We start from the raw sequence: 24217 nt of genomic DNA, 5'->3' as shown, positions 1-24217 counted from the left end.
GACCTCCGTTATTTAATGATGACTTTGCCGTGAAACATGTTCATGCCGCACGCGTAGTCGAACTCGCCGGCTTTGCTAGTGTCAATGTCGATGACCGCATCTTGGTCCTTCGGGAGAAATTGGTTGATTCCAAAGTCAGGGAAGACGACTTGTTCCAGACAGCTCGATGGGTCCTTGCGGTTAAAGGTGATGTGCGCCGGTACGCCACGTTTCAGGACGACCGTGCTGGGGGAATATCCCCCGCTGACTTCAACGGCGGCGTCTTGGATGTCGCCGGTAACGGCAGCATCAACAGCTCGCGTGGTGTGCTTGCCGAAGAACCACCAAGCAATGAAGCCAATCAGTGCAGCGGCAACGATGAGGACGATTAATTTGATCATGGGAAATCCCTGCTTTCTTTGTTTACATCTGTAATCTATAACGGTAGCTTACCGCCAACGATTACATTTGTCAACACAAAATGATTATTGGATTTAGTTGTGGGGAGAAAGTAGGTGTTAATTGGTCGCACTGCGGCTGCCAGAGATTCCGCCTGCTGTGGGGACGCTTCAGACTGGAAGAGCACCAGTCTTCTCGCTCGCTTTTAAGCCGCGAAAAACACGCGTCTTAAAAGTCGCCCATGGTCTAGGCTATCAAGGACGCCAGCCAAGGCCATTATCACGGCTGGCTGCATCCCTGGCCTCCTCCGACTTTGGTTGTGTCCTATCACAACAACTGCTGAAAGTCTTGTGGACTCAATATCTTTGGTTCAGCTTGTGGCGATTTTACGCTCATCTTCCCAGTTGACAGAAAGTCACTGGGTAAGGCAAAGTATGGACTGAGTTGCCTAGTTTTACGGTGATATCGTTGTTATACCGGGCTCAAACACTACTTGGACGCTTTCAACCTTCAGTAATTAATGTGACTGTAGATAGGCGCTTGAGTTGTAAAGAGTCCCTGACTTTTTATAATGAGCAAATTATGCGCAAAAAAAGAGCCATGACAGCGCGTGCCATGACTCCCAAGTTTACTTATTAAGGCCCTTCACGATACTAGGGTCATACATCATCTTTTGAATATGAGTGGTGATCTCAGCCATCCGGGGGAAGCCGCTGAAGCCGCTTTGCCCGTGGCCGTGGGTCATGATGACTAGGACGTAGCGTTGGCCATTGGGGAGGGTGACGATGGCGGCATCATTGTTGGTGTCACCGAGGAAGCCCACCTTGTCCGCAACGACCGTACCCTTTTGGGCGGTGGCCGCTCCGGCTGGAATCCCGGTTCGGTAAATCTGCTTGTTCATGAGTGAGAGCAGCCATTGTTGATCGTGAGAGTGGTTAAACGGTGCTTGTTGGAGCGCTAATTTCTTCAAGAGCAACGTCAGACTGTAGGCCGTGGTGACGGAGGCTTGGTTGGCGACGAAGGTCGGTGAATACCAGCCCTCACTGGCGATGAAATCATCGAGGGTCGTCAAACCGTAAGCATCTAGCACGCCCTCCGCGAAGTCATTCTCGCTGTTGACGACCATGCGTTGGAACCCGTCCTTTTCGGAGAGCGTCCAGTCGTAGTAGCCTAAATGATTCTGATGGAACAGATAGGCGGCAATGAACAGCTTGTAGGTGCTGGCGGAAACCTCGGGCGTGTGCGCGTTGGCCGAGGTGGCGAGCTTGCCTTGCTTATAGAATTGGCGAGCTGTCTGGGACTTCGCCGCCGAACTGCCCGCGGTCGGGCCTAAGTTGTAGAAGCTGACACTCGTGGTTTTGTCTGCTGTAACCGATTTCAAGTAGCGGTTCAACTTGTGCTTGAGCTGTTTTTGTTGGGCCTTGATTTCGTGAGCAGTCGGGCCCTTAGCCTGGGCGACGGAGGTGGAGTCGGCTTCCGTAGCGTTCTTTTGATGGGCCTGAACGCCGACGATGCTGGCGATGCCGACCACTAAAATGACGAGTCCCAGCAAATAAGTGCGGTATTTATAGAGTTTTTGTAAGAATGATTGCGGTTCTTTATGTCTCATCGGCTGACTCTCATTTCTTCAGATTGTATGTCGGGTGAACTAATTAATGGTTTTAATTATACGCTCAAATTTTGGCGGCGTATACGTGGAATTCTTAAGTAAAACGCAAACACTTGAGAATTCTGCGTTCCAAAATGGCTGGTGATCTCGTTAGTAGGGAAGTGGTCTTACGGCGTATGACCTGATCCGCCAAAAGAAATTTTTCGGCGCAGTTTTTCGGACAGTCATCCACGTATCCTACCATGATAACCTGAACAGATTCTTTCGCGTGTATAAGTGGAGATGTCGCCAGGATTAGTCACTAAAAAGGTTGCCACCGCTAAATTTTTCGCCCAATATTAGTCAGGTTACTGACCTAGTCGCGTAAAATCTGGTAGACTAAATCTATGACGTTGTGGGACCGCTTCCATTTTAGACCTCACAACAAAACTAGGAGGATTTCACATGAAGTATCGGCATTTAGGAAAACAGGGATTACGCGTGAGTGAATTGGCACTTGGGAGCTGGATGACTGACGTGAGTGCGGGCGACAAGCAGGACCTGGCCGCACAGAGTATCAAGTTAGCTTATGAAAATGGCATCAACTTTTTTGACTGTGCTGACGCCTACAGTGGTGGCGCGGCTGAGCGCTTCTTGGGCAAGACGTTGAAGCAGTTCCCCCGCAAGGAATTGGTGATGTCCAGTAAGGTCTTCTTCCCAACGGGTGAGGGCGTGAACGACGGCGGGCTCTCCCGTAAGCACATTACTGAATCATTGGATCAATCGTTGACCAACATGCAGACCGACTACCTCGACCTGTACTTCTGTCACCGGTTTGACCCCGAAACGCCACTGGCCGAAACGCTGACCACCCTGAGTGGCTTAGTCGACCAAGGGAAGATTCTATACTACGGTGTGAGCGAATGGCGGCCGGTTCAAATCTTAGAGGCCCAACTGATTATCCAAGAACGCGGTCTGCACCCAATGTCCGTGGTCCAACCCCAGTACAACATGTTCGACCGCTACATTGAACACGAACTGCTCGATGTCTGCGGCAAGCTTGGGCTGGGCGTCGTGCCATTCTCGCCGCTGTCACAAGGGTTGCTGACGGGGAAATACCGTAAAGGCCAAGCGATTCCAGCCGGTTCACGGGCAACCTACCAAGGGCAGATCAAGGCGCTATTGACCGATGACAACTTGGATAAGGTCGAAGAGTTGGTCAAAATGGCTGATGAATTGGGCACGGACTTGTCGACGTTTGCCTTAGCCTGGGGCTTACGCGATCCTCGCATCTCCAGTCTGATCACCGGTGCCAGCAAGCCTAAGCAATTACAGAATAACCTGAAGGCCATTGACTTGGACATTCCCGCCGAATATTTTGCCCGAATTGACAAGTTGTTTGGCTTCAAGAAGTTCTCGCGGCAAATTGGCTAAATATACAGCAAGTGTATTAAAAAGCGTGTCGTGCCAGACGCGCTTTTTTATCGCCTGATTAGTGTGAATTTTGAAAATAAGCGTCGTGCCGGACATGACCCACCTAGCTTCCCAGGGGTGGGTGTGTTATACTAACGGTTCGTAAGAAATTCGAAATGTATAAAATTGTAAATTTTTAGTTACCGGCAATGGGCCGTAACTTAAACCATCAAGGAGGAACCCCGCGTGACACTCACGACCGCAACAAACTACTTACTCTTGACCGAAAGAATCGGGCAGAAACCGACTCTCCGTACTCGGTTCACCACCCAGGCCTATTTCGTTTTGGGTGCCTTACTCGATTTGATTGATCAGCGAGTCCTGGTCGTGACCGGGGACAACTTAGCGATTGCGGACGTCGCGCAGTGGGAGAATCTACCGTCCTATCTAGCGGCCTTCAAGATGCGGCTACGAAATGACCTGATGCAGACGCCTCAATTGAAGTCGATTCTAAAATTGGTGACGAGCTGGGACATTGCCAATACCATTTACGATGGCATCGGGGCCGAAACCTTGACCGCCGGGACAACGGAGCGCGTGTTATTTCAAAATAACCTGACGCCGCACGTTATTTACGAGCCTAAGGACGCCAGTCGCCAGCAGGTGATTGATACCCTTAAGCAGCAGCTGCAGTCTGGTCAAGTGACCCACACGACGCTAAATCTCTTGATCATCTTAGAGCAAGAGGACGCGTTGAAATGGTTGTTTGGCGAGACCGATATGGCTGCGCTGGCTGGGCGGTTACAACAGGTTACGGCTAACGATGCCTATGCCCAGATGGTCAAGCAACTCACGACCGCTGCGAGCGAGATCATTGTGACCAAGAAGTTCTGGATGGACGGCTGGTTAAGTTAAAAAGTGATGAAACTAGGCCCCGTGCCGGTTCGTGAAGACGGACTGGCACGGGGCCTTTTTGTCAGCTGATGCCGGTTGTAAATTTTATAAATCGACTTATCCAGTGCCGATGCCCTAATTGGTGGTCAATCTGAATTGTAAAGATACTTTTCAAAGCTGGTGTGGGACCAGGACTCTTGGGACAACGACTAAATTTTGAGGGAAGTGGCCTAGTCGAATTTTATAACTTGCAGTTCAACGAGTCGTTCCGAGTGATAGTGACGGTATTGACGATTAACCCCATCTTTTGCAAAAATAGCCGACTAAATGACCCTAAAATTGGTCAAATTAAACAAATTATCAAGATATTTATCAATTTGGCCGTCCGAGCATTGTTTTGCACCCGGAAATGCCCTATAGTTGAGTTGTGAAGACTTTATCAAAAGGGGATGTATGGCATGTCAATTACCATTTCGGCTTTGAAAGAAGCACCTGGCGAGAATCGGGTTGCTTTGTCACCGGACGTTGTTCGCAAGCTGGTCAAAAGTGATTATCAAGTGCTGATCGAACAGGGGGCCGGTGAACGAGCCTTCTATCAAGATGCTGTCTACACGGATGCGGGGGCGCAAGTTGTCGACCGTTCTGCTGCTGTCAAGCAGGCGACCATTATCGCAACGGTTGGCCAGCCTGGCGACGACGTGGTTGACCAGTTGCAAGCTGGCCAGACGCTTTTAGGTTTATTATCACCATTAACGGATTTAGACTTCGTCAAGAAATTAGCGGCTAAAAAAGTTAATGCGTTGGCATTTGAACTCTTGCCACGGACGGTGTCACGGGCACAAACGATGGACGTTTTAAGTTCACAAGCCAGTGTCGCCGGTTACAAGGCAGCTTTGTTGGCAGCGGACCGGTTTTCCCGGTACCTGCCAATGATGATCACCGCTGCCGGGACCGCCAAGCCAACTAAGGTCTTAGTCTTAGGGACCGGGGTTGCTGGTCTGCAAGCGATTGGGACTGCTAAACGGTTAGGGGCCATGGTTTCCGGGTACGATATTCGGCCAGCATCACGGGGCGAAGTTGAATCCCTGGGGGCAACGTTCCTGACGACCTCTGTTTCGGCCACTGGTGAAGGCGGTTACGCGCGGGCATTGACTCCCGAAGAAACCGCTCAACAACAGGCTGAATTAGCTGAATTTATCGCCCAAAACGACGTGGTCATCACGACCGCACAAGTTCCTGGGCGCCGACCACCATTACTGGTTACCCAGAAGTCGGTGGACGAAGCTAAGGCCGGGAAACTCTTTATTGATTTAGCCGCTAGTGAATTAGGCGGTAACGTTGCCGGGTCTAAGCCAGGCGAAACGGTGACGACGGCAAATGACGCCCAAATCGTGGGTGCCGGCGACATGGCCAGTCAACTACCAGCTTCTGCTTCTGACATGTACGCCAAGAACGTTCAGTCGGTCATCACGGATATTACCAAGGATGGCGAGCTGGTCATGGATGTCGACGATGAAGTCGTTGGTGAATTGCTCGCGACCTACCAAGGGGAAATTATTAGTAGTCGCGAACGTTCGGCGATGGATCTACCAGAACGTCACCCTGCTAGCGCGGAGGAGACGCCCGCCGATCAACCAGACGATAAAAAAGGAGTTGATCAAGCATGAGTGAAGAACTATTTACGAACTTAGCAATCTTTGTTTTGAGTCTATTAGTCGGATTTGAAGTTATGAGTAAAATTCCAGCAACCTTACAGACCCCAATGATGTCCGGGGCCAACGCGATTCACGGGGTCGTTGTCGTGGGGGCATTTGTCATCGCGGCCGAGGCCAACAGCTGGGTCTTCTATTGTTTAGCATTCTTTGGTGCCTTCTTTGCGGCCGTCAACGTTGCGGGTGGTTATACCGTTACCGACCGGATGTTAGGGATGTTTGACCGCAAACCAGCAGCCAAAAAGGAGGATGATCAGAAATGAGTGCTCTACAGACGATTTCTTCCTTAATTTATTTGATATCCGCGGTCTGCTACGTTTTAGGTGTGCACATGATGCGTTCACCAAAGACCGCTCGTCACGGGAATGGCCTGTCAGCCGTTGGCATGTTCCTTGCCGTGATCACGATTATTGTGACGATCATTGTTGAAGGTAAAATCGATGCCATTGGCTGGATCGTATTGATCTTGGGCCTGGCTTTGGGGATCCTTTATGGGGTCGTCAAGGCGCGTAAGGTGCCAATGACTGACGTGCCGCAACTGGTTAGTCTGTTCAACGCCGTTGGTGGTGGTGCTGCCGCCGTTATCGGGATCTTCGATTACTTACTTAAAGGTGACGGTGCTAGCTTAAGTATCGCGTTCTCCCTGCCAGTTCTGCTGGACGTTATTATTGGGGGCATCACCTTCTCCGGGTCATTGATTGCGACCGGGAAACTTTCAGGTCACGTCTCCGGGAAACCAATTACGGTACCCGGCGCACGAATCTTAAATATTATTGTGGTCATTGCCATTTTAGCTTCCGCTTGGTTCATGATTGGTTACCCAACCAACATCTGGTACGTTATCTTAGCCTTGGCCATGAGTTTGGTCTTCGGGCTGTTAATGACGTTGCCAATTGGTGGGGCCGATATGCCGGTCGTGGTTTCGCTGTTAAATGCCTTCACCGGTTTAGCGGTTGCCTTTGCCGGGTTCGTTATCAATAACCAAGTCTTGATTATTGCCGGGGCCTTAGTTGGGGCTGCCGGGACCATCTTGACCTTACAGATGGCCGATGCGATGAACCGGTCCGTGGCCAACATTTTGGCTGGGGGCTTTGGGACTGGCGATAGCGACACAAGTAGTGCTGCCGATGCCGTTCCAGTTGACGTCAAGGAAACTTCCGCCGACGATATTGGGTTGCAATTAGCCTACGCACAGAACGTCATGATCGTTCCTGGGTACGGGTTAGCCGCTGCCCAAGCCCAACATGAAGTTGCCGAATTGGCCAAGGTTTTGACCGATAAGGGAATCAATGTGAACTACGCCATTCACCCAGTTGCTGGACGGATGCCTGGTCATATGAACGTGCTGTTGGCCGATGTCAACGTGCCTTATGAACAAATGAAGCAGTTGGACGATGCCAACCCAATGTTCGAAAGCACCGACGTTTCGCTGGTCATTGGGGCCAACGATGTTACCAACCCGTTAGCTCGGGAAAGTGGTAACGAAATTTCTGGGATGCCAATTCTGGACGTCGACAAGTCGAAGTCCGTCGTTGTCATCAAGCGTTCCATGAGTACAGGGTATGCCGGCGTGCAAAACCCACTGTTCTCCATGGACAACACGCAGATGTTCTTCTCCGATGCTAAGAAGGGGCTGCAAGACATTGTGGCTTCTACTAAGCAGTACCTGGAGTAATCATCGATCAATAGAATGTGTTGAGGCGTCACGTTAATTGCTAACGTGGCGTCTTTTTTGGTCCTTCTTAAAGATAATGGATTGGCTAAGAATGGCCGCACTGCGGCTGCCAGAGATTCCGCCTGCTGTGGGGACGCTTCAGCCTGGAAGGACACCAGTCTTCTCGCTCGCTTTGAAGCCACACTAAACCCGTGTGTCTTCAAAGTCGCCCATGGTGTAGGTCGGGATGAAACTCCGACCAACACCATTATCACGGCCGGCTACATCTCTGGCCGCCTCTGGCTCTGATTGTGCTGGGCAATTTTGGACGTTGGGACCATAGAAGATACGCTGGGTTTTGAATGGGGAGCGTGGCAATTTTGTTGGTGGACGGTTTGCTGTTGGCCGTGAGCTGATACAGGCAACTGCAGAGTTATAGCTTGGCTGTGTGCTATTGGGTCAATTAGTCCTATCAGTCTGGCAGGTAGCCTGGATTCGTTGCGCCAATACCGGATGCGGCTTCAAGTTATGCTAGTTGGTGACGGCAGTGGTCGATTGTACAGAAATTAATATCAGATAGGATTTGGGAATTGAATAATTTAATCTGCATGCATAGTTCATTCTGTGAGGCCATCATAGGTTGAAATGGACTATTAGTAGTTTATAACCGGTTTGCCTGATGGAATGGTCACTAGCTAAGGGGGGATAGAGGGTAATTAAAGTAGATTCTTGTTGGAATTGTACAGTCTATAGTCACACTGAATTATATGGACACCAGCAATTTAGAAATTCTAAGTGATTTTTTGCTTTCAACGTATGTCATGGGAAAAATCAGTATGAGCCGGAGGAGGCCAGGGATGGAGCCAGCCGTGGTAATGTTGTTGGCTGGCGTTCTTTGCTAGCCTACAACATGGGCGAATTTGAAGACGCGTGAATTTCGCGGCTTCAAATCGAGCGAGAAGCCCGCCCCCTGGGCTGAAGCGTCCCCACAGCAGGCGTAATCCCTGGCAGCCGGAGTGCGGCCATTTCAAACAAATCATGCCCTACCTCTTGTCAATCCAATAGCCACATGTTATAGTGTAATAGTAAAATATAACACTAGGGAGGCAGGACAATATGAAGTTTGATGATAAGGTCCCGATTTACTATCAAATCAAGAATTACCTTTATCATGAAATGATGACCGGCACGCTAGAACCAGGGGATAAGCTACCGGCCGTTCGCCAATTGGCGGTGGATCTGACGGTCAACGTCAATACCGTTCAGCGAGCACTCGGGGAAATGATCACGGAGGGCACCATCGAGTCTCAACGGGGAAAGGGGAATTTCGTCACGATGGACAAAAATCGAATTACCCAGTTAAAGGAGCAGTTGATTGTGGAACAATTGGAGCGGGTCTACAACGAATTACACGCATTGAATTTGACGGATGAACAAATCATTTCGAGCCTAAAGACTTATATCGCAGGAAGGGGGCAGCAACATGACTAACGTTTTGGCAATTGAAAACTTGACGTACAAGCACAATTTAAAGACGATTTTAAACGGCATCGACCTGACCCTGGAAACGGGGAAAATCGTAGGCCTGTTAGGGGAAAACGGTGCCGGGAAGACGACCTTGATGCGCTTGATTACGGGGAGCGCAAAGGGGTCTGGGACGATTACGGTGTGCGGCGATAGCGTTGCGGCTCATCACAAGAGCAACGTGAGCTTCACCGAACAACTACGGGGATTTCGTCCTAGCACGCGGATTGACCGCGTCGCTGACTTTTACCGGATGGTTTATCCAGACTTTAGTGGGCAACGCTATGAAGAGCTGGTGACCTTCCTGCAGATCGACACGAGCCTGAAATTGGGCGCACTGTCGAAGGGGATGAAGGAAAAGGTCATCATCGCGTTGACCTTGGCGCGGCAGACGCATCTCTATTTACTGGACGAACCGTTTAGCGGGATCGACAGCATGAGTCGCAAGAAGATTATTAGTAGTATTATCAAATGGAAGCCAGACGACGCAACGATGGTTATCAGCGACCACTACGTTTCGGAGATCGCCCCGATTTTAGATGAGATCGTCATTGTTAAGGACCAAACGATTTACGCCCACAAACAGAGTGATGCGGTTCGTGAGGAGTTTGGTATTGGCATCGAAGCCTACTACGAGAGTTTGTACGAGGGGAGCGTCAACCATGACTAACTTTGGATCATTATTTAAAGTGCTCGGTCGGAGTCGATTCCGATTGGTCAATAAGATTATTTTGGCCGAATTAGCGGTGATTGCCGTTACCTTGCTGTGGAGCTTAGCTACGCGTGGGATTGGTGACGGCGAGTTGATCGGCGTCACGGCGGCTTGGTCCGCACCCGCAATCTGGATTACCTTTATCATGCTCAGCATTGAAAATGAACACGTCTATACGCGCGACACGTACCGGTTGATTCCAATTGGCGAAACGCAATTATACTTGAGCAATTTGGTCACGACGTTTGTCATGTTCATCTACTTCGGCTTCGTTCAATTTGTGCTTTACATGATTACGGCTGCCGCAGAAAATAGTTATCTGACGCAGCTCCTGGCACAAATGAGTGGTCCGGATTACAGCACGCTTGAAGCCGCAAAGATTGCCGGCGGAGTTCTCTTAATGGCGCTGGCCATCTTCATCATGGGTTGGGCGACCATCTCTCTGGTCCATTTGGCAGTTAGCGCAACGAATAACTTCTTGCCAAACGTGAGCCGGCGGGCAGTGGACGTGGTCTTGTACATCATCGTCATCTACCTGGTAACGCGGGTGGCCATGTTCATGCTGCACGAGTTCAATAACCTCGGCGGCATCCTGAGCGGCGGACAACAAACCCAGTTCTTGATCAACATTGCTGGGGTGCTCGTGGTGGCCTTGGTTGAGTCAGTCATCAACGTCTTCCTGCTGAAGAAGTGGGTTGAAACGATTCCAAACTAAATAGAACAGCAAAGAACGCGTCCACAACTAATCTGTGGGCACGTTTTTTTGGGTCGATAAATGACTGATTGGGTGAGCCATCTCAAGTTGACAAATGGTGAGGGTATCCATATGCTAAAAAGAGTGCTTTTTCAGCACGAAACTACATATGAAGGTCGTTGGGCAACTTATGCATAAGACTCATTTTTCTTTCGCACTGATCATGGTCGGTGCGTTTCTCAGCGTCCTTAACCAGACGTTGATGTCCACCGCCTTACCCGCAATCATGCGGGCGTTTCACATCACCACAGCACAGGGCCAGTGGCTCAACAATGGCTACTTACTGATCAATGCGCTAATGATTCCGACTACTGCGTATTTGATCAAACGGTACACGACGCGCCAATTGTACTTTACGGCGTCGTTGATTTTCATTTTGGGGTCGTTGATTGGCGCAATGGCACCGGTTTACCCGGTCCTAATTATTGGCCGGATGATTCAGGCGTTGGGGGCGGGGATCATTATTCCCCTGGTCAACGTGGTCGTGATGACGTCGACCAAGCCTAGCGAACGGGGGGCAGCCATGGGTATCGTCGGCTTGGCGTTGAATCTGGCACCAGTCTTAGGGCCCACGGTCGCGGGGGTTATTTTGACGCACCTAAGTTGGCAATATCTGTTCGGCTTGACGTTGCCGTTGATGGCGCTCGACGTGGTGCTAGCGCCTAAGTTCTTAGAAAATGTGGGCGACTTGCAACGGCAGCCATTGGACCGCACAGGGCTGTTTCTGTCGGGATTGGGCTTGACGCTGGCACTGTATAGTTTTTCCAATGTTGGGGAAACGGCGTTCCTGTCGCTAAAGGGCATCGTCCCCTTAGTGTTGGGCGCAATTCTGTTGGGGCTATTCGTCAAGAGTCAGTGGACAAAGACAGCGCCACTGTTGAATTTGCACGTGTTTCAGTACCGGCAATTCAATCTGCCACTGATTATTAATATGTTGCTGATGGTCACGATGTACGGAAATGCCATTATCATTCCAGTTTTAGTACAAAATGTGTTCCATCAAAGTGCGCTGGTTTCCGGTTTGACGTTGCTACCAGGGTCGGTGTGTACGGCCATCATTTCACCGTTGAGTGGTCGGTTTTACGACAGGTATAATTTCCGGCGAATGGTGATGGTTGGCTTGACCATTGACATGAGTGGGTCGCTATTGTTGAGCGCCACGGGGAGCCACTCGTCGATGACCTACGTGATTGTCGGGCAGACGATTCGCCAGCTAGGACTGGTTTTGGTGCTGATCCCAATTCAGACGCACGCTTGGTCCATGCTGCCATTGCCAATGATTCCGGATGGCGTGGCGGTCTACAACACGTTGCGGCAGGTGGCGGCTTCATTTGGGACCGCGCTGCTGGTGGCCATCATCAGTCTGACGAGTACCAGCCACATTCACTGGTCAATGAACAGTCAGTTGGTTGGAATCAAGTTTAGCTACCTGTTGTCGACGGGGATGGTCTTTGTCTGCTGGCTATTGGCACGACAATTGAAGAAAACTAATTAATTAAAAACGGGTCGATGACAAGTGCTGCCATCTGACCCGTTTTTTGCTGTTTAGAAAAAGAGATAGTAGACGCCGCTGATGCCAATGAAGAGGTAGACCAGATGCTGGACCATGGCCATGTTCATGCGAGTCATCAGGTGATTGGCGATGATCGTGCCGCAGACGGCGCCCACCATGCCGACCAGGATGATGGGGATGTCTTGCACGACGAGAATGCCAGTGGCGACCCGTAGCGTGGTGATATAGATAACATCGATCAGGAAAAAGGTCTGAACGCTGGCGATGTATTCAGGCGTTGTTTTCGCTAGGGACAGGAAATACAGAGCCATTAGTGGCCCACCGATACCAAATAGACCATTGAAAAAACCAGAGATGATCATAAAGATACCGGCTACGAGTAAGGGATATTGTTGATTGCTGGCCCGCTTAACGAAGGCAAAATAGAGAGCTAAAACGACGAGTAATCCACCAAGTAGGTCACGTAGTAATTGGACGTCTAGAATCTGTCCCAGGTGAACAGACCACGACGCCACCCCAGCGTAAATGAGAAAGGGAATGATGATGCGCTTGAGGCGAATTGAATGGCGATAACGGATGACCAGTGTGAGCACGCTGGCTGACATGATCAGTGCGGCGACCCCGGCACTTTGGTCGATGGGGAGTAGTGACGGCAGAAAAATCATCATGATAATCGCCGCGCCGAATCCCGTGAGTCCTTGCACGAGACCGGCAAGCATACACGGAATAATAATGAGTAACCAGGACATCTGGAGACCTCCTTTAGAGTCTTTAAATTCAAGTTTGAATGTCTTGGTCGCGAAAGTCAACGGACCGGGATTGGCGACCTTTTCATTATGCATTTGATAAGAGGTTATACAAAATGCTTACATGAAGTTTGTCGGTCCTTTACATGAGCTTGGTATTCTAAGACTATTCAGAAAGGGGAAATTAATAACTATGCGATTCCAGACAGTACTGGCAACACTCGGTTGCTCCCTAGTCCTAGCGACTGCGGTGACACCAGCCTACGCCGCTACCGCAACACCAACAGATGCACAACTGCAACCCGCTATCTCACAAAAGGTGAGCCGGCCGATTCATTTAAGTGGTCCTGAAAACATGCGTGACATGGGGGGCTACAAGACCAAGACTGGCCAACGGGTCAAGATGGGCAAGTTGCTTCGGAGTGACTCCTTAGAAAAGATGACGATTTCCGATCAACTCCAATTGACGGCGAACTATCATTTGAGTGAGATCGTTGATTTGCGGACGACGGAACAAATCTTGAAGAAGCCAGATCCCGTAATGGATGGCGTGAAGTACATGCAAGCTTCCGTTCTGGGAACGAAGTCCAACTACGACAACGATGACGAAGGGATGTACTTCGACATGGCAACCAAGGGTGCCGCCCGCCGAAGCTACCGCAATCTGTTAGTTCAAATTTCCGAAAACAAGAAGGGCGCGCTCCTGTTCCATTGTTCCCATGGAATGGACCGGACCGGGACGTCAGCGGCCATCATTTACAGCATCTTAGGGGTAAGCAAGCGCGACATCGAACGTGACTATTTACTGTCCAACACGCAATTAAACGTGACGTGGGCTAAGCCAGCGTTATTGAATTCCTTCTACAAGCAAGTGGACAAGCAATATGGGTCCATGGATAACTACGTGAAGAAGGGCTTAAAGATCACGCCAGCACAAATCAAGGCAATCAAGGCTAACTTATTAACTAAAGCTGCTCACTAATTAGGCAGACAATATAAAAGCGACCGACTCACCTTTGCGAGTCGGTCGCTTTTGACTGGTTTAATAATCGTCAGGCATCCCTAACGTATGGACCTCTAGGTTGACGAAGAAGCGAAAGAGAATACCGGAGTAGTGGCGGACGACTTTTTCCAGTTCCTTGCTATCCATGTCACCGTTCCAAGTCATGACTTGGTAGGGCAGGCCTTGTTCTTCGATCCAAAAGCTGGCCATCTTAAAGCCATGATTTTCAAAGAAGCGACGACGTTGGACACGTTGGGTGTAATTGTCGGCGCGGGCACTGAGATATTCGATAGTCACACTAAGGCGCTTTTGTGGGTAGGTCGCCTTCAATTGCTCCAGAAGCTGGCCACCATATCCCTCAGTCCGGCTGGCGGGTTCAATTGCCAGGTAGAAAATGTAGATAGTTTCCTCGTGAAAAATGAGATACGTAAAACCGACGAATTGATCGCCGTCGTATAACGAGTAGAAGTGAACGATCGACGATTGCGCTTTGAATCGAAGAATGGAGAATGGAACCTGTTCAGTTGTGGGCCAACTCTTCAGGTATAAGCGCCGGACAGCGAGCTGATCCTTGATTGACGTGTGGTTGAATGGGGTTAAAGTAAGCGTAATCGTGACCTCCTAGGGTTAAAACTTGGCGAGAATCTTATCAATAATTTGGGCTAGCTGGTCGGCACTGACATCTAAGTCGCCAGTGAGCCAATCGGACAGAACACCGATGGCGCCAGCTGTAGTGAATGCAACGGTCACTTTAATTTCAGTATCGTTGGGGTCAAACTGCCTTTCGGTCATGACCCGTTGTGTAAAGAGATTTTTGATTTGTTGCATGACCCGACCGCTTTTCTGGTTCCGTAAGAGAACACAGAAGAGGGTGGCATTGGCCGTTAAATATTGCGTAACGGCGCGAAAAAGGGCAACAAAGTCTGCGTTGCCCGTGCCGCTAGGGTACGTTTGGTCGAACAGTTCAGTGAGATTAGCGATAGCGTCATTGATGATTTGATCATACAAGCTATCGACGTCTGGATAGTGGATATAGAAGGTTCCCCGTCCAATGTTGGCGATTTGTGTAATCTCTGAAACGGTAATCTTATGCAAGGGCTTTTGCTGTAAAAGCTGCAGCAAAGTATCTTTGATTAACCGTTGCGTTTTAAGCGTTCTACGGTCCATTGGCCGGCAACCTCCATCCGCTATTTTGATGACTAGTTACTATCTAATCTAATCATTGTTAAAATGGTTCTAACTATGTTTAATCAACACAACGATATATAGTATAGGCACACAATTAAAAAAAATCAACACCTGTTCAATAACTTTTAGTGAAATGCCACTTTGTAAGCGATTAACAGTGTATTTAATTAAAAAAGGGTACAAAAAAGCCCCCATCAATCCGAGATGGAGGCAACTAGTTGATCCATAGGTTACATTTTGGAATGTACAGAGCAACTAGACAGGTGCAAACCTGCATAGATAAGCATACCTGTTCTATCGCAGAAAAGCTAGGGAAACTTGTAAGTTCTCCAAATTAGTTTTTGATGGTAGAATGTGAGATATCAAAAGACGAGGTGAATCTGATGCAAAAAACACGAATTATGCTCTACGTGACAGACGTTGATCGGTCCGTTAAGTTCTGGCAGGATTACTTCGAATTGCCAGTTGTAGCAAAGATGCCCTTAGCCGATGGTTCCCAAAATGTGGTGCTTACATTGAACGCCGGAACCGAGCTTTCTCTGTTCTCTCGCAGCTTCATTGCAGCCTATTCACCAGAAGTGCTCAATAACGTACCTTCACTGATGTTGTTTAGTGAGCGTTTTGAAGAGCTGCATGATGAGTTGCCCGGTGCAACGGAAATCGTGGATGACAATGGTCAGCTCGCATTTGGTTTCCCTGATCCGGACGGGACTTACTTCGCAGTCGGCCAAGCAAAATAGTGATTTTTAAAAAGTTGCGGCGCGAGTCACAACTTTTTTTGACCGACAAACGCTGATTTGACGGGACTCTCTAGTTTTTAGTTAGTTTTTAGTTAGTTTTTGTTGTTAAAAGCTAACCAAAGTGCTAAGATAATGACACGAATTTAAAGAGGAGGTCCGAAGCATGTCGGATGAAAGTCGTGATTTATTACAGAGCTTTGGCAAATTGTTTCAGAACAGAGAGTTTTTGATGGTCGTTGGTCATCAACCGGGAATGGGTGGTCACGGTGGCCCTAATGGCGGTCGGGGGCAGTTGCGCCTATTGCAACTCCTGCATCACGCTAAGGATGGGATGACTAATGCGGATATTGCGGAAATTCTAGATATTCGTCCGAGTTCGGTCAGTGCGACAATTAGTCGCTTGGAGGATATGGGATTGGTTGAGCGGGTCCCCAGCGAATCCGATAAGCGGGCCGTCATTGTTAAGCTGAGTGACCGGGGGCAAGAGATGTTTAATCAGTATGATCAGCGTGTTGATGGTCTGTCCGAAAAACTATTTGGTGGACTGGACGCAGATGAACAGGCCGACTTGGAACGGCTGCTGACGAAGCTCAATCATCAGGTCGGTGACCTTGATTGGAGCGATTTGAATCGGCATGGCAATGACTGGCCGCACCATGGATTTGGTCCGCGCTGGTTTTAATATTTGAAATGAGGCGTAAGAGAGATGGAACGAAGAGTAGCAGCACCAAGCGTTAAGCGGTCTCGAGTCGGTAGCAAGTTTGACTTTCGGGGCTTTATGCATTTGATTCGTCAGACTAAACCGAAGTACTGGCAGCTGTGGGTGGGCCTAGGGTTCGGGGCATTGGCCACCGGCGCCCAGTTGGCCGTCCCGAAGCTGGCCCAGTCTTTAATCAACGGGCTAGGCCACACGTTAAACCGGCCGTTGCTGATTGGCGTCATCGTCTTATTCATTGTGAGTGCACTGGTGAGTGCCTTCTCGGGCGCACTACTAGGATTCTTTGGAGAAAATGTCGTTGCCCGGTTACGGGAGATCCTGTGGCAAAAGTTAGTTCGACTACGGGTGAGTTATTTTGATAGTGTTAAGACCGGCGAAATGACCTCACGACTCGTCAATGACACGATGCAGATCAAAGACCTGTTAGCCAATTCATTTCCACAGATGGTGACCGCCCTCCTGCAACTTGGTGGGGCGTTGGTCATCATGTTGTTTATGGACTGGAAGATGACGGCCATTATGTTTATTGCCGTTCCATTGATGATGTTAGTCATGTTTCCGATTATGCGGTTGAGTAATAAGATCGGTCATCAACGGCAAGACACCATGGCAGAATTCAGTGGGGCAACCAATGAAACCTTAGGGGAGATTCGACTAGTGAAGTCCTCCAATGCGGAAGGTTATGAAACGCAGACCGGTGGGAAGCAGATTAGCAGTCTCTACCAAATTGGGTTAAAGGAAGCCATTTACGACGCAATCGCCGGTCCCGTTATGACGACGACTATGCTAGCGGTCTTTGTGGGCGTTCTGGCCTACGCGGCGGCGCGAGTTTCTGCGGGCACCATGAGCATGGGGACGATGTTCTCATTCCTGATGTATCTGTTCCAAATCATCGGCCCAGCGGGGACCTTGGCGCGGTTCTTCACGACGTTATCCAAGGCCAGTGGATCTACGGAACGGGTTCGCGATTTACTTGCGGAGCCAGAAGAACAATTGACTGCTGGAACGACCCAATCCGTTAGCGACCAACCGTTGGCAATGGAACACGTTGACTTTGCTTACGATGATGACGGTGAAATGATTCTGCATGATGTGAATTTCGAGGCCCAACCCAACTCGGTAGTCGCTTTTGCTGGGCCATCGGGTGGCGGAAAATCGACGATCTTCGGGCTACTGGAACGTTACTACCAGCCACAGAATGGGCAAATTACGATTGGCGGTCAGGATGTTTCTAATCTAAACCTGAGCGATTGGCGGTCACAGATTGGGTATGTCAGCCAAGACTCAGCCATCATGGCCGGAACGGTGCGACACAATTTGACGTATGGTTCTGATCAAACGTACTCCGATGATGAGTTATGGCACGTCTTGCAATTGGCATCGGCGGATGAGTTTGTTCGCCATATGACTGACGGCTTGGACACGCAGGTCGGCGAACGCGGTGTCAAGGTCAGTGGGGGTCAACGTCAACGATTAGCGATTGCGCGGGCGTTCCTGCGTGATCCCAAGATTCTGTTGTTGGACGAGGCCACTGCTAGTTTGGATTCAGAATCAGAAGCAATGGTACAGCAAGCCCTTAGCCAGCTGATGAAGGGGCGCACGACGTTAATTATTGCCCACCGTTTGAGCACCATCGTAGACGCGGACAATATTTACTTCGTGGAAAATGGCCACATTAGCGGCCACGGCACCCATCAGGAATTGATGGCTAGCCTGCCGATCTACAAGGATTACGTGAGAATTCAATTCAAAGAATAGGCTAAAAGGCGGGGTCCCCGATAGAAATCGGAGCCGCGCTTTTTTGCTGGCATCAAGTTGAACTTTATCGTATCTTAATAACTATTTATTGTTTATCAATAATAAATGGCGTATTCTAAAGTTAAATAGAGGAGGGACCCGTCGTGAAACGAGAAACGTTACTTCTAAAGTTAGCTTTAGCCGTTATTGGCTTGATCGTCATTGCACTGGGAATAATTGTGGTGCCATTTTTAGTGGACGGCACGATGCACATCATGCATGGCTTTTCGTTCGTCATGGGTGGGGGATTGCTGGTAACGTGCGGCTGTGTGTTAAACGCAGTCGTTCAGGCGTACACACTTCTACAGCGAATTGATCAAAATACGGCGTTCTCACTGAAATCTGTTACCGCCCTCAAACGAATCAAGTGGAGTGCGTATCTGGTGGCACTTGTCTTCTTAGCAATGTTGCCGTTAGCTTACTGGTGGACGGATGCGGCCGATGCCCCGGGAATTTTGCTATTATCGTGTATTATTTTGGCCGCTGCAACCGTCATCGGTGTCTTTGCCAGCATCTTACAAAAATTGGTGGCCAATGCGTTTACGTTCAAGACAGAAAATGAGCTGACGATATGATCGTAATTAATTTAGACGTGATGTTAGCGAAGCGCAAGATGACATTGACGGAACTTTCTAAAGAGGTTGGGATTACCATGGCCAACCTATCCATTTTAAAAAATGGCAAGGCACGTGCCATTCGATTTTCAACGCTGACGGCACTCTGCCGGGTGCTGCAGTGCCAACCAGGAGATCTGTTGGCATATCAGGAGGAAGAATAGGCATACAGAAAAGGGACTGTGACAATCGCCACAGCCCCTTTTCTGTATACTTTTGTACGGCTACTTTTCTAACGTAACGGCGTGTTTCGTGTAAACCACGTGCCAGCCCTTAGGCAAGCCGGAGACGTGGTTGAATTTTCCTTTGTGTGCGTGGAAGGTCATCAACTTCGTGCCATTCTTTAAAGAACCAGCCGTTAACTTCAGCGTCCCGTTCAGCTTGGCCGTCTTCTTGATGTTGACGTGCGCATCGCGGCTTAGCTTCAATTGGCCAGCCTTGGCTTGTTGGAAGTTACCCTTGATAGTGACCTTAGTGGTTGCTAATTGTAATTGACCACCCTTGATCGTCACGTTTCCTTTACCTAGTGCGGAAGTGGTTGCTAATTGTAAGGCACCAGCCTTCAATAAAGTACCACCTGCGTAGCTGTTGTTACCACTCAAGGTTAAGCTACCAGAACCAGTCTTCGTCAGTTGACCCTTACCGGTGATGTTGTTGCGCCAGTTGTCCTTGGCATTGAATCCGCCTTGGCTAGCGTCCATGTTGACCGTCACTGGGTCGTTAAGGGCACCGTAACCGTTCGCAGCGGAGAAGAGGTCTAAACGGCCCCAGCCTTCGGCATCGTCCATAACGGGGTAGCCGGATGGCATTCCCGTTGTGAACAAGACGTCCCGGCGTTGTGTTGCGTTCAGGTAAGGTAAACGAGTTGCTAAGAGCACTTCGGCGCCCTTAGGAACGCGCATGGCTTGGGTGGTATTGCCGGTTTGGCTGAACCCGTAAGTCATCCGGAAACGGTAGGCATCGCGGTTCGTTTGGTAATCTTTGAAGTCGTCGTTTGCAGACAGATCCTTGGTTTTCAACAGGGAATCAGTGTGGGCAACGGCGTAGGCTTGCTTCATCAGTTCTTGGTTCTTAGGATCGTTTAAAGTGGCAGCCGTCATGGCTGTTCCGACCATTCGACCACCCATGACGGCTAATGGTGAATGCCGACCAGCTAAGATTCGGTCATAACCCACTTCGGAAGAACGCGTGATTAATTCTTGGAACCGTTCAGGAACTGCGTAGGCCAGTGTTTCTCCAGATTCAAAGGCAGCAGTTGTGTGTCCACTTGGGAAGTCGTAGTCGTCAGCTTTGGCAGCGGCCATGACCTTAGAAAGAGCAGGGACGACCTTAACATCAGTGCTTTGACGGTAAGGGCGAACGTAACGGACAACGTGCTTAACGATTCCAGTTCCGGAGAATGGCGAGCGGGCCGTGGTGTCGACCAGCTTAACCAGGGGACCAAGTGGTGAGGTCGTTGAGGCCCAAGTGACCTTGCTGTAGGGTGCATTTGCAGGAAGTGGCGTACTTGGCATGTCGTTAAAGTCGGTCTTAGCGTCGGCGTTCTTAATGAAGGCGGAAGCGTAAGGCCCTAAGCCAGAGATTAAGTTGTAGCGCAGGTCGCGACGGTCAGTTAGGTAGGAACGAGTGGCTTCTGCGTCGGTCCGTTTCTGGGTGATAGCGGCGGCTTTACCCACGTTTTCGCCGAGTAGGACGGTGTTTAACGCTTTGTCGTTATTCCAGTATGTAGAGAACTCAGCCATTTCACCAACGACGGGGTTGTTAGTCTGAGTCGTATTTTTCTTGGTGTTCTGTTGATACGTGTCCACAAAGTAGCCGTAAGGGGCTTCGTGGGCGGAGAGATCATCAGTAGTCGTTGCGGCGCTGGCCACGGTTGTTGCCATGGGAAGCGTCACGGCCACTAAAGAAAGAATCGTTGCGGCGCGCTTGGTCCAAGTACGTTGTCTAGTTTTCATGAAAATACCTGCCTTTCAAAAGTGCGGTGACGTTTTCATTTCCGGTTACATTCACATCATAACGTAGGGATGGAAGATTGTCAGTAGGGTTAATTAAAATAATACACTAACCACACAAAACTATTACATAGCGTTCGGTACCAGGTCTCATGAGGGTTGGTTTAAAAATTAAGTTACTTAATTACTCCAAGGGGTAAAACGATAGCGATTCGAGTTGCTATCGTTTCGAAATAGATTTGGCTATGATAAGACAGAAATCACCAAATATTGGGAGGAAGTTCTGATGATAACTTTTGATGAATTGACCGCAAGTTTGACCGCACCACTAGAGATTCCCGTTTTGGAAGATGAAGAGTGGTACGGTGGTTGTGTGGCTGATGGCTCGCAGTACCCGTTAACTCGTGAGAGTACATATGAGCTTGATTTGATTCATTTGGTGAATGGTAACCAGGTCGCCCCGATTTTCCTGTCTACTAAGGGTCGGGCTATCTGGAGTGCGACGCCATTCAAGTTAACGTTGGCTGATGGGGTCTTTCACATCGTTACGCGCGACTCCGTTTCAATGGTATCCGGGGCCAATGGGCTGCGTGGCGCGCAACAGGTAGTTGCTGAGCAAGCCTTTCAGCTGGGCAAGATGCCACCACGGGCATTTTTCGACTTGCCACAATGGAATACCTGGATCGAACTGCTCTATCAACAAAATCAAGCCGACGTTTTAAAGTACGCGCATGGTATTGCTGACAATGGTTTTCCAGCTGGAATTATCATGATCGATGATCTGTGGGCTGACTACTATGGACGTTGGGAATTCTCTGCGCGGAAGTTCCCTGCTCCCCGGGCCATGATTGACGAGCTACACGATATGGGCTTCAAGGTCATGGTGTGGGTCTGCCCATTTGTCAGTGCGGATTCGATGGAGTACCGGGAACTACGCGATAAGCAGATGTTGCTGCGTGAGCCATCGGGTGAACCCGTGGTCCGTGAATGGTGGAATGGGTACAGTGCCGTCCTAGATTTGAGTAATCCAGCAACGTATGACTGGTTAAAAGGGACGTTGCAAAAATTGCAGGCGGATACTGGCGTCGATGGTTTTAAATTTGACGCTGGTGATCCCCACTTCTACAAGGAAACCGACATTTCGGCTGGTGAGCTGAGTCCACAGCAACAGACCCAATTATGGGGTGAGTTCGGTGCGGAATTCCCTTACAACGAATTTCGGGCGAACTACCGTAATGAAGGGGCACCATTGGTTAACCGCCTACAAGATAAGCGTTTTGAGTGGGGCAAAGACGGTCTGTCCGAACTGATTCCGGACACGATTGCCCAGGGCCTGTTGGGCTACTACTTCAGTTGCCCAGACATGATTGGTGGCGGTGAGATCCGCAGTCTGATCACTCTCGACCATTTTGATCAAGAACTCATCGTTCGCTCTGCCCAGTGTTCAGCATTGATGCCAATGATGCAATTCTCCGTGGCACCTTGGCGGGTACTGGACAAGGAACACCTAGCCCTATGTCGTCAAGCCGCCAAACTTCATCAGCAATTTGCCGATGACATTACCACCTTGGCAGAGAGCGCAGCTGAGACTGGTGCGCCAATCGTTCGGTCTATGGCTTACGATTTCGCCGAAACGAAGCGGCAGTATTTGAACACGCAATTCATGCTGGGAAGTGACTTCCTGGTTGCCCCAGTCTTAGAGCAACATGCAACGCAAAAGGCTATTTACTTCCCTGCCGGCCAATGGCAATCCGTCACTGGCGAGGCCACGATTATTACGGGACCAGCTGAACGGCAAGTACCGGTAACGTTGCAATCCTTACCAGCTTACCGTAAGTTATCGTCAAATTAAGGGAAAATGGGGCGCGATATTATGGAAAACAATACAAATCACGGTTGGGTCAGCCGGACGTCTTATGCGTTTGGAGCCTTCGGGCATGATTTATTCAACCAAGTCATGAACAGCTACTTTATTATGTTTGTTACGAACCACCTATTTAATTCGTCAGATACGGCCTACAATAATAAAATGATTGGGGTCATGACGACCATTATCTTCGTTCTCCGGGTCGCCGAACTATTCATTGATCCCTTCATTGGGAACACGATTGACAAGACGCAGACCCGTTGGGGAAAATTCAAGCCCTGGGTCGTTGTTGGGACCATTGTTTCTGGTTTAGCCATGATGCTCTTATTCAGTGATATGTGGGGTCTGACCAGCAAGCCGATGTACTACCTGTTCATTTTCACCTTCGTCTACATCGTCATGGACATCTTCTTTGCCTTCAAAGACATTGGTCTATGGTCCATGCTGCCAGCGTTGTCCTTTGACTCACTGGAACGGGAAAAAACCGCGACGATTGCGCGGGTTGGGTCAACGTTAGGTGGGACGATCGTTACCGTAACGATCATTCCTATGATTTTAATGTTTTCTGCCACCAACGAGGGTGGTACCGGGGATAGCCGAGGGTGGTTCCTGTACGCCGTCGTTGCTGCAATCATCGCACTTTTGGGAGCGGTTTCAATTGGATTTGGGACCAAAGAAGTGAACTCGCGGTTGCGGGAAAACAAGGAAGAAACTGGATTTAAGAAGGTACTGTGGATCCTGGTCCACAACGATCAGCTGCTGTGGTTGGCGTTAGCGTACGTTCTGTACGGCTCTGGGGTCTACCTGACTAACTCACTCATGCTGTACTACTTCACGTACGTTTTGGGTGACGCTGCGAAGTTCTCCATTCTGGGGATGTTGAACATGGGGATTGGTTTACTAGCCGTTTCCCTGTTCCCAGCGTTAGCTAAAAAGTTCAAACGGCGGAACGTCTTCGTCATCTGTGTCGTGATTATCTTTGTCGCCATCGGTATTTTCGCCTTTGCCGATAAGAATCTCTGGTTAGTTCTGTTGGCTGGGGCCCTCTTCAACTTGCCACAACCTCTGATCTTCTTGGTTGTCTTGATGACCTTTACGGATATCGTGGAATATGGGCAATTGAAGTTGGGACACCGGGATGAATCCTTGGTGCTGTCCATTCGGCCACTGATTGATAAACTGTCCGGGGCGATTGTGACTGGGATTACCGGGATGACGGCGGTGATGGCCGGCATGTCTGGTAATGCCAAGGTGAGTGCAATGACGGCCAGCAACGTTTGGACGTTGAAAGCCATCATGCTCGGAACGCCAGCAGTAACTGTGATTATCGGGACCATCATCTTCCTGAGTAAAGTTAAGATTACCGAAGAAAAGCATGCGGAAATCGTTGCCGAGTTGGAAAAGACTTGGGGCAAGGATGACGCCGAAGAAAAATAGGTTAAATAAATAA

At 49.5% G+C, this 24217-nt stretch carries 23 protein-coding genes; 17 read left to right on the top strand and 6 right to left on the bottom strand.

The window, feature by feature from the left end; genetic code table 11:
* Nucleotides 1-8 precede the first annotated feature (8 nt).
* A complete protein-coding gene (locus tag JUF10_RS00485) occupies nucleotides 9-380 on the bottom strand; it encodes a cupredoxin domain-containing protein (protein WP_203640291.1) in 372 nt (123 codons plus the stop codon).
* Nucleotides 381-1006: 626 nt separating this feature from the next.
* Nucleotides 1007-1987 (bottom strand): serine hydrolase, encoded by a 981-nt coding sequence (locus JUF10_RS00480; protein WP_203640290.1) that lies wholly within the window; start codon nucleotides 1985-1987, stop codon nucleotides 1007-1009.
* Between the two features lie 444 nt (nucleotides 1988-2431).
* On the opposite strand from JUF10_RS00480, the gene JUF10_RS00475 reads away from it, so the two are divergent.
* The 9 genes from JUF10_RS00475 to JUF10_RS00435 all read left to right on the top strand — a co-directional run bounded on the left by JUF10_RS00475 (nucleotide 2432) and on the right by JUF10_RS00435 (nucleotide 12124).
* Nucleotides 2432-3400 carry an aldo/keto reductase family protein gene (locus JUF10_RS00475; protein ID WP_203640289.1) on the top strand — a complete coding sequence of 323 codons (969 nt, stop codon included), beginning with the start codon at nucleotides 2432-2434 and terminating at the stop codon, nucleotides 3398-3400.
* A 225-nt stretch (nucleotides 3401-3625) separates the two neighbouring features.
* On the top strand, nucleotides 3626-4294 hold the full coding sequence (locus tag JUF10_RS00470; RefSeq protein ID WP_203640288.1) for a hypothetical protein: 669 nt from the start codon (nucleotides 3626-3628) through the stop codon (nucleotides 4292-4294).
* A 437-nt stretch (nucleotides 4295-4731) separates the two neighbouring features.
* A complete protein-coding gene (locus JUF10_RS00465; protein ID WP_203640287.1) occupies nucleotides 4732-5940 on the top strand; it encodes an NAD(P) transhydrogenase subunit alpha in 1209 nt (402 codons plus the stop codon).
* Nucleotides 5937-6248, top strand: a complete 312-nt coding sequence (locus JUF10_RS00460; RefSeq protein WP_048732835.1) for an NAD(P) transhydrogenase subunit alpha part 2 — start codon at nucleotides 5937-5939, stop codon at nucleotides 6246-6248. The genes JUF10_RS00465 and JUF10_RS00460 overlap by 4 nt, the downstream gene beginning before the upstream one ends.
* Nucleotides 6245-7660 carry an NAD(P)(+) transhydrogenase (Re/Si-specific) subunit beta gene (locus tag JUF10_RS00455; RefSeq protein ID WP_203640286.1) on the top strand — a complete coding sequence of 472 codons (1416 nt, stop codon included), beginning with the start codon at nucleotides 6245-6247 and terminating at the stop codon, nucleotides 7658-7660. Before JUF10_RS00460 ends, JUF10_RS00455 begins: the two co-directional genes overlap by 4 nt.
* A gap of 1095 nt (nucleotides 7661-8755) precedes the next feature.
* Nucleotides 8756-9130, top strand: a complete 375-nt coding sequence (locus tag JUF10_RS00450) for a GntR family transcriptional regulator (RefSeq protein ID WP_203640285.1) — start codon at nucleotides 8756-8758, stop codon at nucleotides 9128-9130.
* Complete coding sequence (locus JUF10_RS00445; protein WP_203640284.1) at nucleotides 9123-9833, top strand: ATP-binding cassette domain-containing protein; 711 nt, start codon at nucleotides 9123-9125, stop codon at nucleotides 9831-9833. The genes JUF10_RS00450 and JUF10_RS00445 overlap by 8 nt, the downstream gene beginning before the upstream one ends.
* Nucleotides 9826-10590, top strand: coding sequence for an ABC transporter permease (locus JUF10_RS00440; RefSeq protein WP_203640283.1), 765 nt, complete (start codon nucleotides 9826-9828; stop codon nucleotides 10588-10590). The genes JUF10_RS00445 and JUF10_RS00440 overlap by 8 nt, the downstream gene beginning before the upstream one ends.
* Nucleotides 10591-10759: 169 nt before the next feature.
* Nucleotides 10760-12124, top strand: coding sequence for an MDR family MFS transporter (locus JUF10_RS00435; protein ID WP_203640282.1), 1365 nt, complete (start codon nucleotides 10760-10762; stop codon nucleotides 12122-12124).
* 50 nt (nucleotides 12125-12174) lie between these two features.
* On the opposite strand, the gene JUF10_RS00430 is transcribed toward JUF10_RS00435, so the two are convergent.
* Entirely contained in the window at nucleotides 12175-12891 is a 717-nt protein-coding gene (locus JUF10_RS00430; RefSeq protein WP_203640281.1) for a sulfite exporter TauE/SafE family protein, read from the bottom strand.
* Nucleotides 12892-13081: 190 nt separating this feature from the next.
* Here JUF10_RS00430 and JUF10_RS00425 point away from each other — a divergent pair, with 190 nt between their 5' ends.
* On the top strand, nucleotides 13082-13870 hold the full coding sequence (locus JUF10_RS00425) for a tyrosine-protein phosphatase (RefSeq protein ID WP_203640280.1): 789 nt from the start codon (nucleotides 13082-13084) through the stop codon (nucleotides 13868-13870).
* 60 nt (nucleotides 13871-13930) lie between these two features.
* Here JUF10_RS00425 and JUF10_RS00420 read toward each other — a convergent pair whose 3' ends face one another.
* Together JUF10_RS00420 and JUF10_RS00415 are read right to left on the bottom strand one after the other, a co-directional pair.
* Complete coding sequence (locus JUF10_RS00420; protein WP_373301255.1) at nucleotides 13931-14467, bottom strand: GNAT family N-acetyltransferase; 537 nt, start codon at nucleotides 14465-14467, stop codon at nucleotides 13931-13933.
* Nucleotides 14468-14518: 51 nt separating this feature from the next.
* Entirely contained in the window at nucleotides 14519-15058 is a 540-nt protein-coding gene (locus JUF10_RS00415) for a TetR/AcrR family transcriptional regulator (protein WP_203640279.1), read from the bottom strand.
* Between the two features lie 404 nt (nucleotides 15059-15462).
* Between JUF10_RS00415 and JUF10_RS00410 the strand changes: the two genes are divergently transcribed.
* The 5 genes from JUF10_RS00410 (at nucleotide 15463) to JUF10_RS00390 (ending at nucleotide 19112) form a co-directional block, all read left to right on the top strand.
* Nucleotides 15463-15819: a VOC family protein gene (locus JUF10_RS00410; protein ID WP_203640278.1), complete on the top strand. Its 357-nt coding sequence runs from the start codon at nucleotides 15463-15465 to the stop codon at nucleotides 15817-15819.
* Between the two features lie 163 nt (nucleotides 15820-15982).
* The gene (locus JUF10_RS00405; protein ID WP_203640277.1) at nucleotides 15983-16501 is read left to right on the top strand and encodes a MarR family winged helix-turn-helix transcriptional regulator; all 519 of its coding nucleotides are present in this window, start codon (nucleotides 15983-15985) and stop codon (nucleotides 16499-16501) included.
* A gap of 24 nt (nucleotides 16502-16525) precedes the next feature.
* Nucleotides 16526-18295 carry an ABC transporter ATP-binding protein gene (locus JUF10_RS00400; RefSeq protein ID WP_203640276.1) on the top strand — a complete coding sequence of 590 codons (1770 nt, stop codon included), beginning with the start codon at nucleotides 16526-16528 and terminating at the stop codon, nucleotides 18293-18295.
* A 143-nt stretch (nucleotides 18296-18438) separates the two neighbouring features.
* Entirely contained in the window at nucleotides 18439-18909 is a 471-nt protein-coding gene (locus JUF10_RS00395; protein ID WP_203640275.1) for a DUF2975 domain-containing protein, read from the top strand.
* A complete protein-coding gene (locus tag JUF10_RS00390; RefSeq protein ID WP_203640274.1) occupies nucleotides 18906-19112 on the top strand; it encodes a helix-turn-helix domain-containing protein in 207 nt (68 codons plus the stop codon). The genes JUF10_RS00395 and JUF10_RS00390 overlap by 4 nt, the downstream gene beginning before the upstream one ends.
* Nucleotides 19113-19172: 60 nt before the next feature.
* On the opposite strand, the gene JUF10_RS00385 is transcribed toward JUF10_RS00390, so the two are convergent.
* Nucleotides 19173-20903 carry a phosphatase PAP2 family protein gene (locus JUF10_RS00385; RefSeq protein WP_203640273.1) on the bottom strand — a complete coding sequence of 577 codons (1731 nt, stop codon included), beginning with the start codon at nucleotides 20901-20903 and terminating at the stop codon, nucleotides 19173-19175.
* Between the two features lie 283 nt (nucleotides 20904-21186).
* Between JUF10_RS00385 and JUF10_RS00380 the strand changes: the two genes are divergently transcribed.
* On the top strand, nucleotides 21187-22752 hold the full coding sequence (locus tag JUF10_RS00380) for a glycoside hydrolase family 31 protein (RefSeq protein WP_203640272.1): 1566 nt from the start codon (nucleotides 21187-21189) through the stop codon (nucleotides 22750-22752).
* A gap of 21 nt (nucleotides 22753-22773) precedes the next feature.
* Nucleotides 22774-24204 (top strand): glycoside-pentoside-hexuronide (GPH):cation symporter, encoded by a 1431-nt coding sequence (locus tag JUF10_RS00375; protein WP_203640271.1) that lies wholly within the window; start codon nucleotides 22774-22776, stop codon nucleotides 24202-24204.
* The last annotated feature ends 13 nt before the right edge of the window (nucleotides 24205-24217 follow it).

This window comes from Levilactobacillus andaensis, assembly GCF_016861695.1.
GTDB lineage: Bacteria > Bacillota > Bacilli > Lactobacillales > Lactobacillaceae > Levilactobacillus > Levilactobacillus andaensis.
Note: the sequence above shows the minus strand (reverse complement) of the source record. Positions and strands in the feature narration are given on the sequence as shown.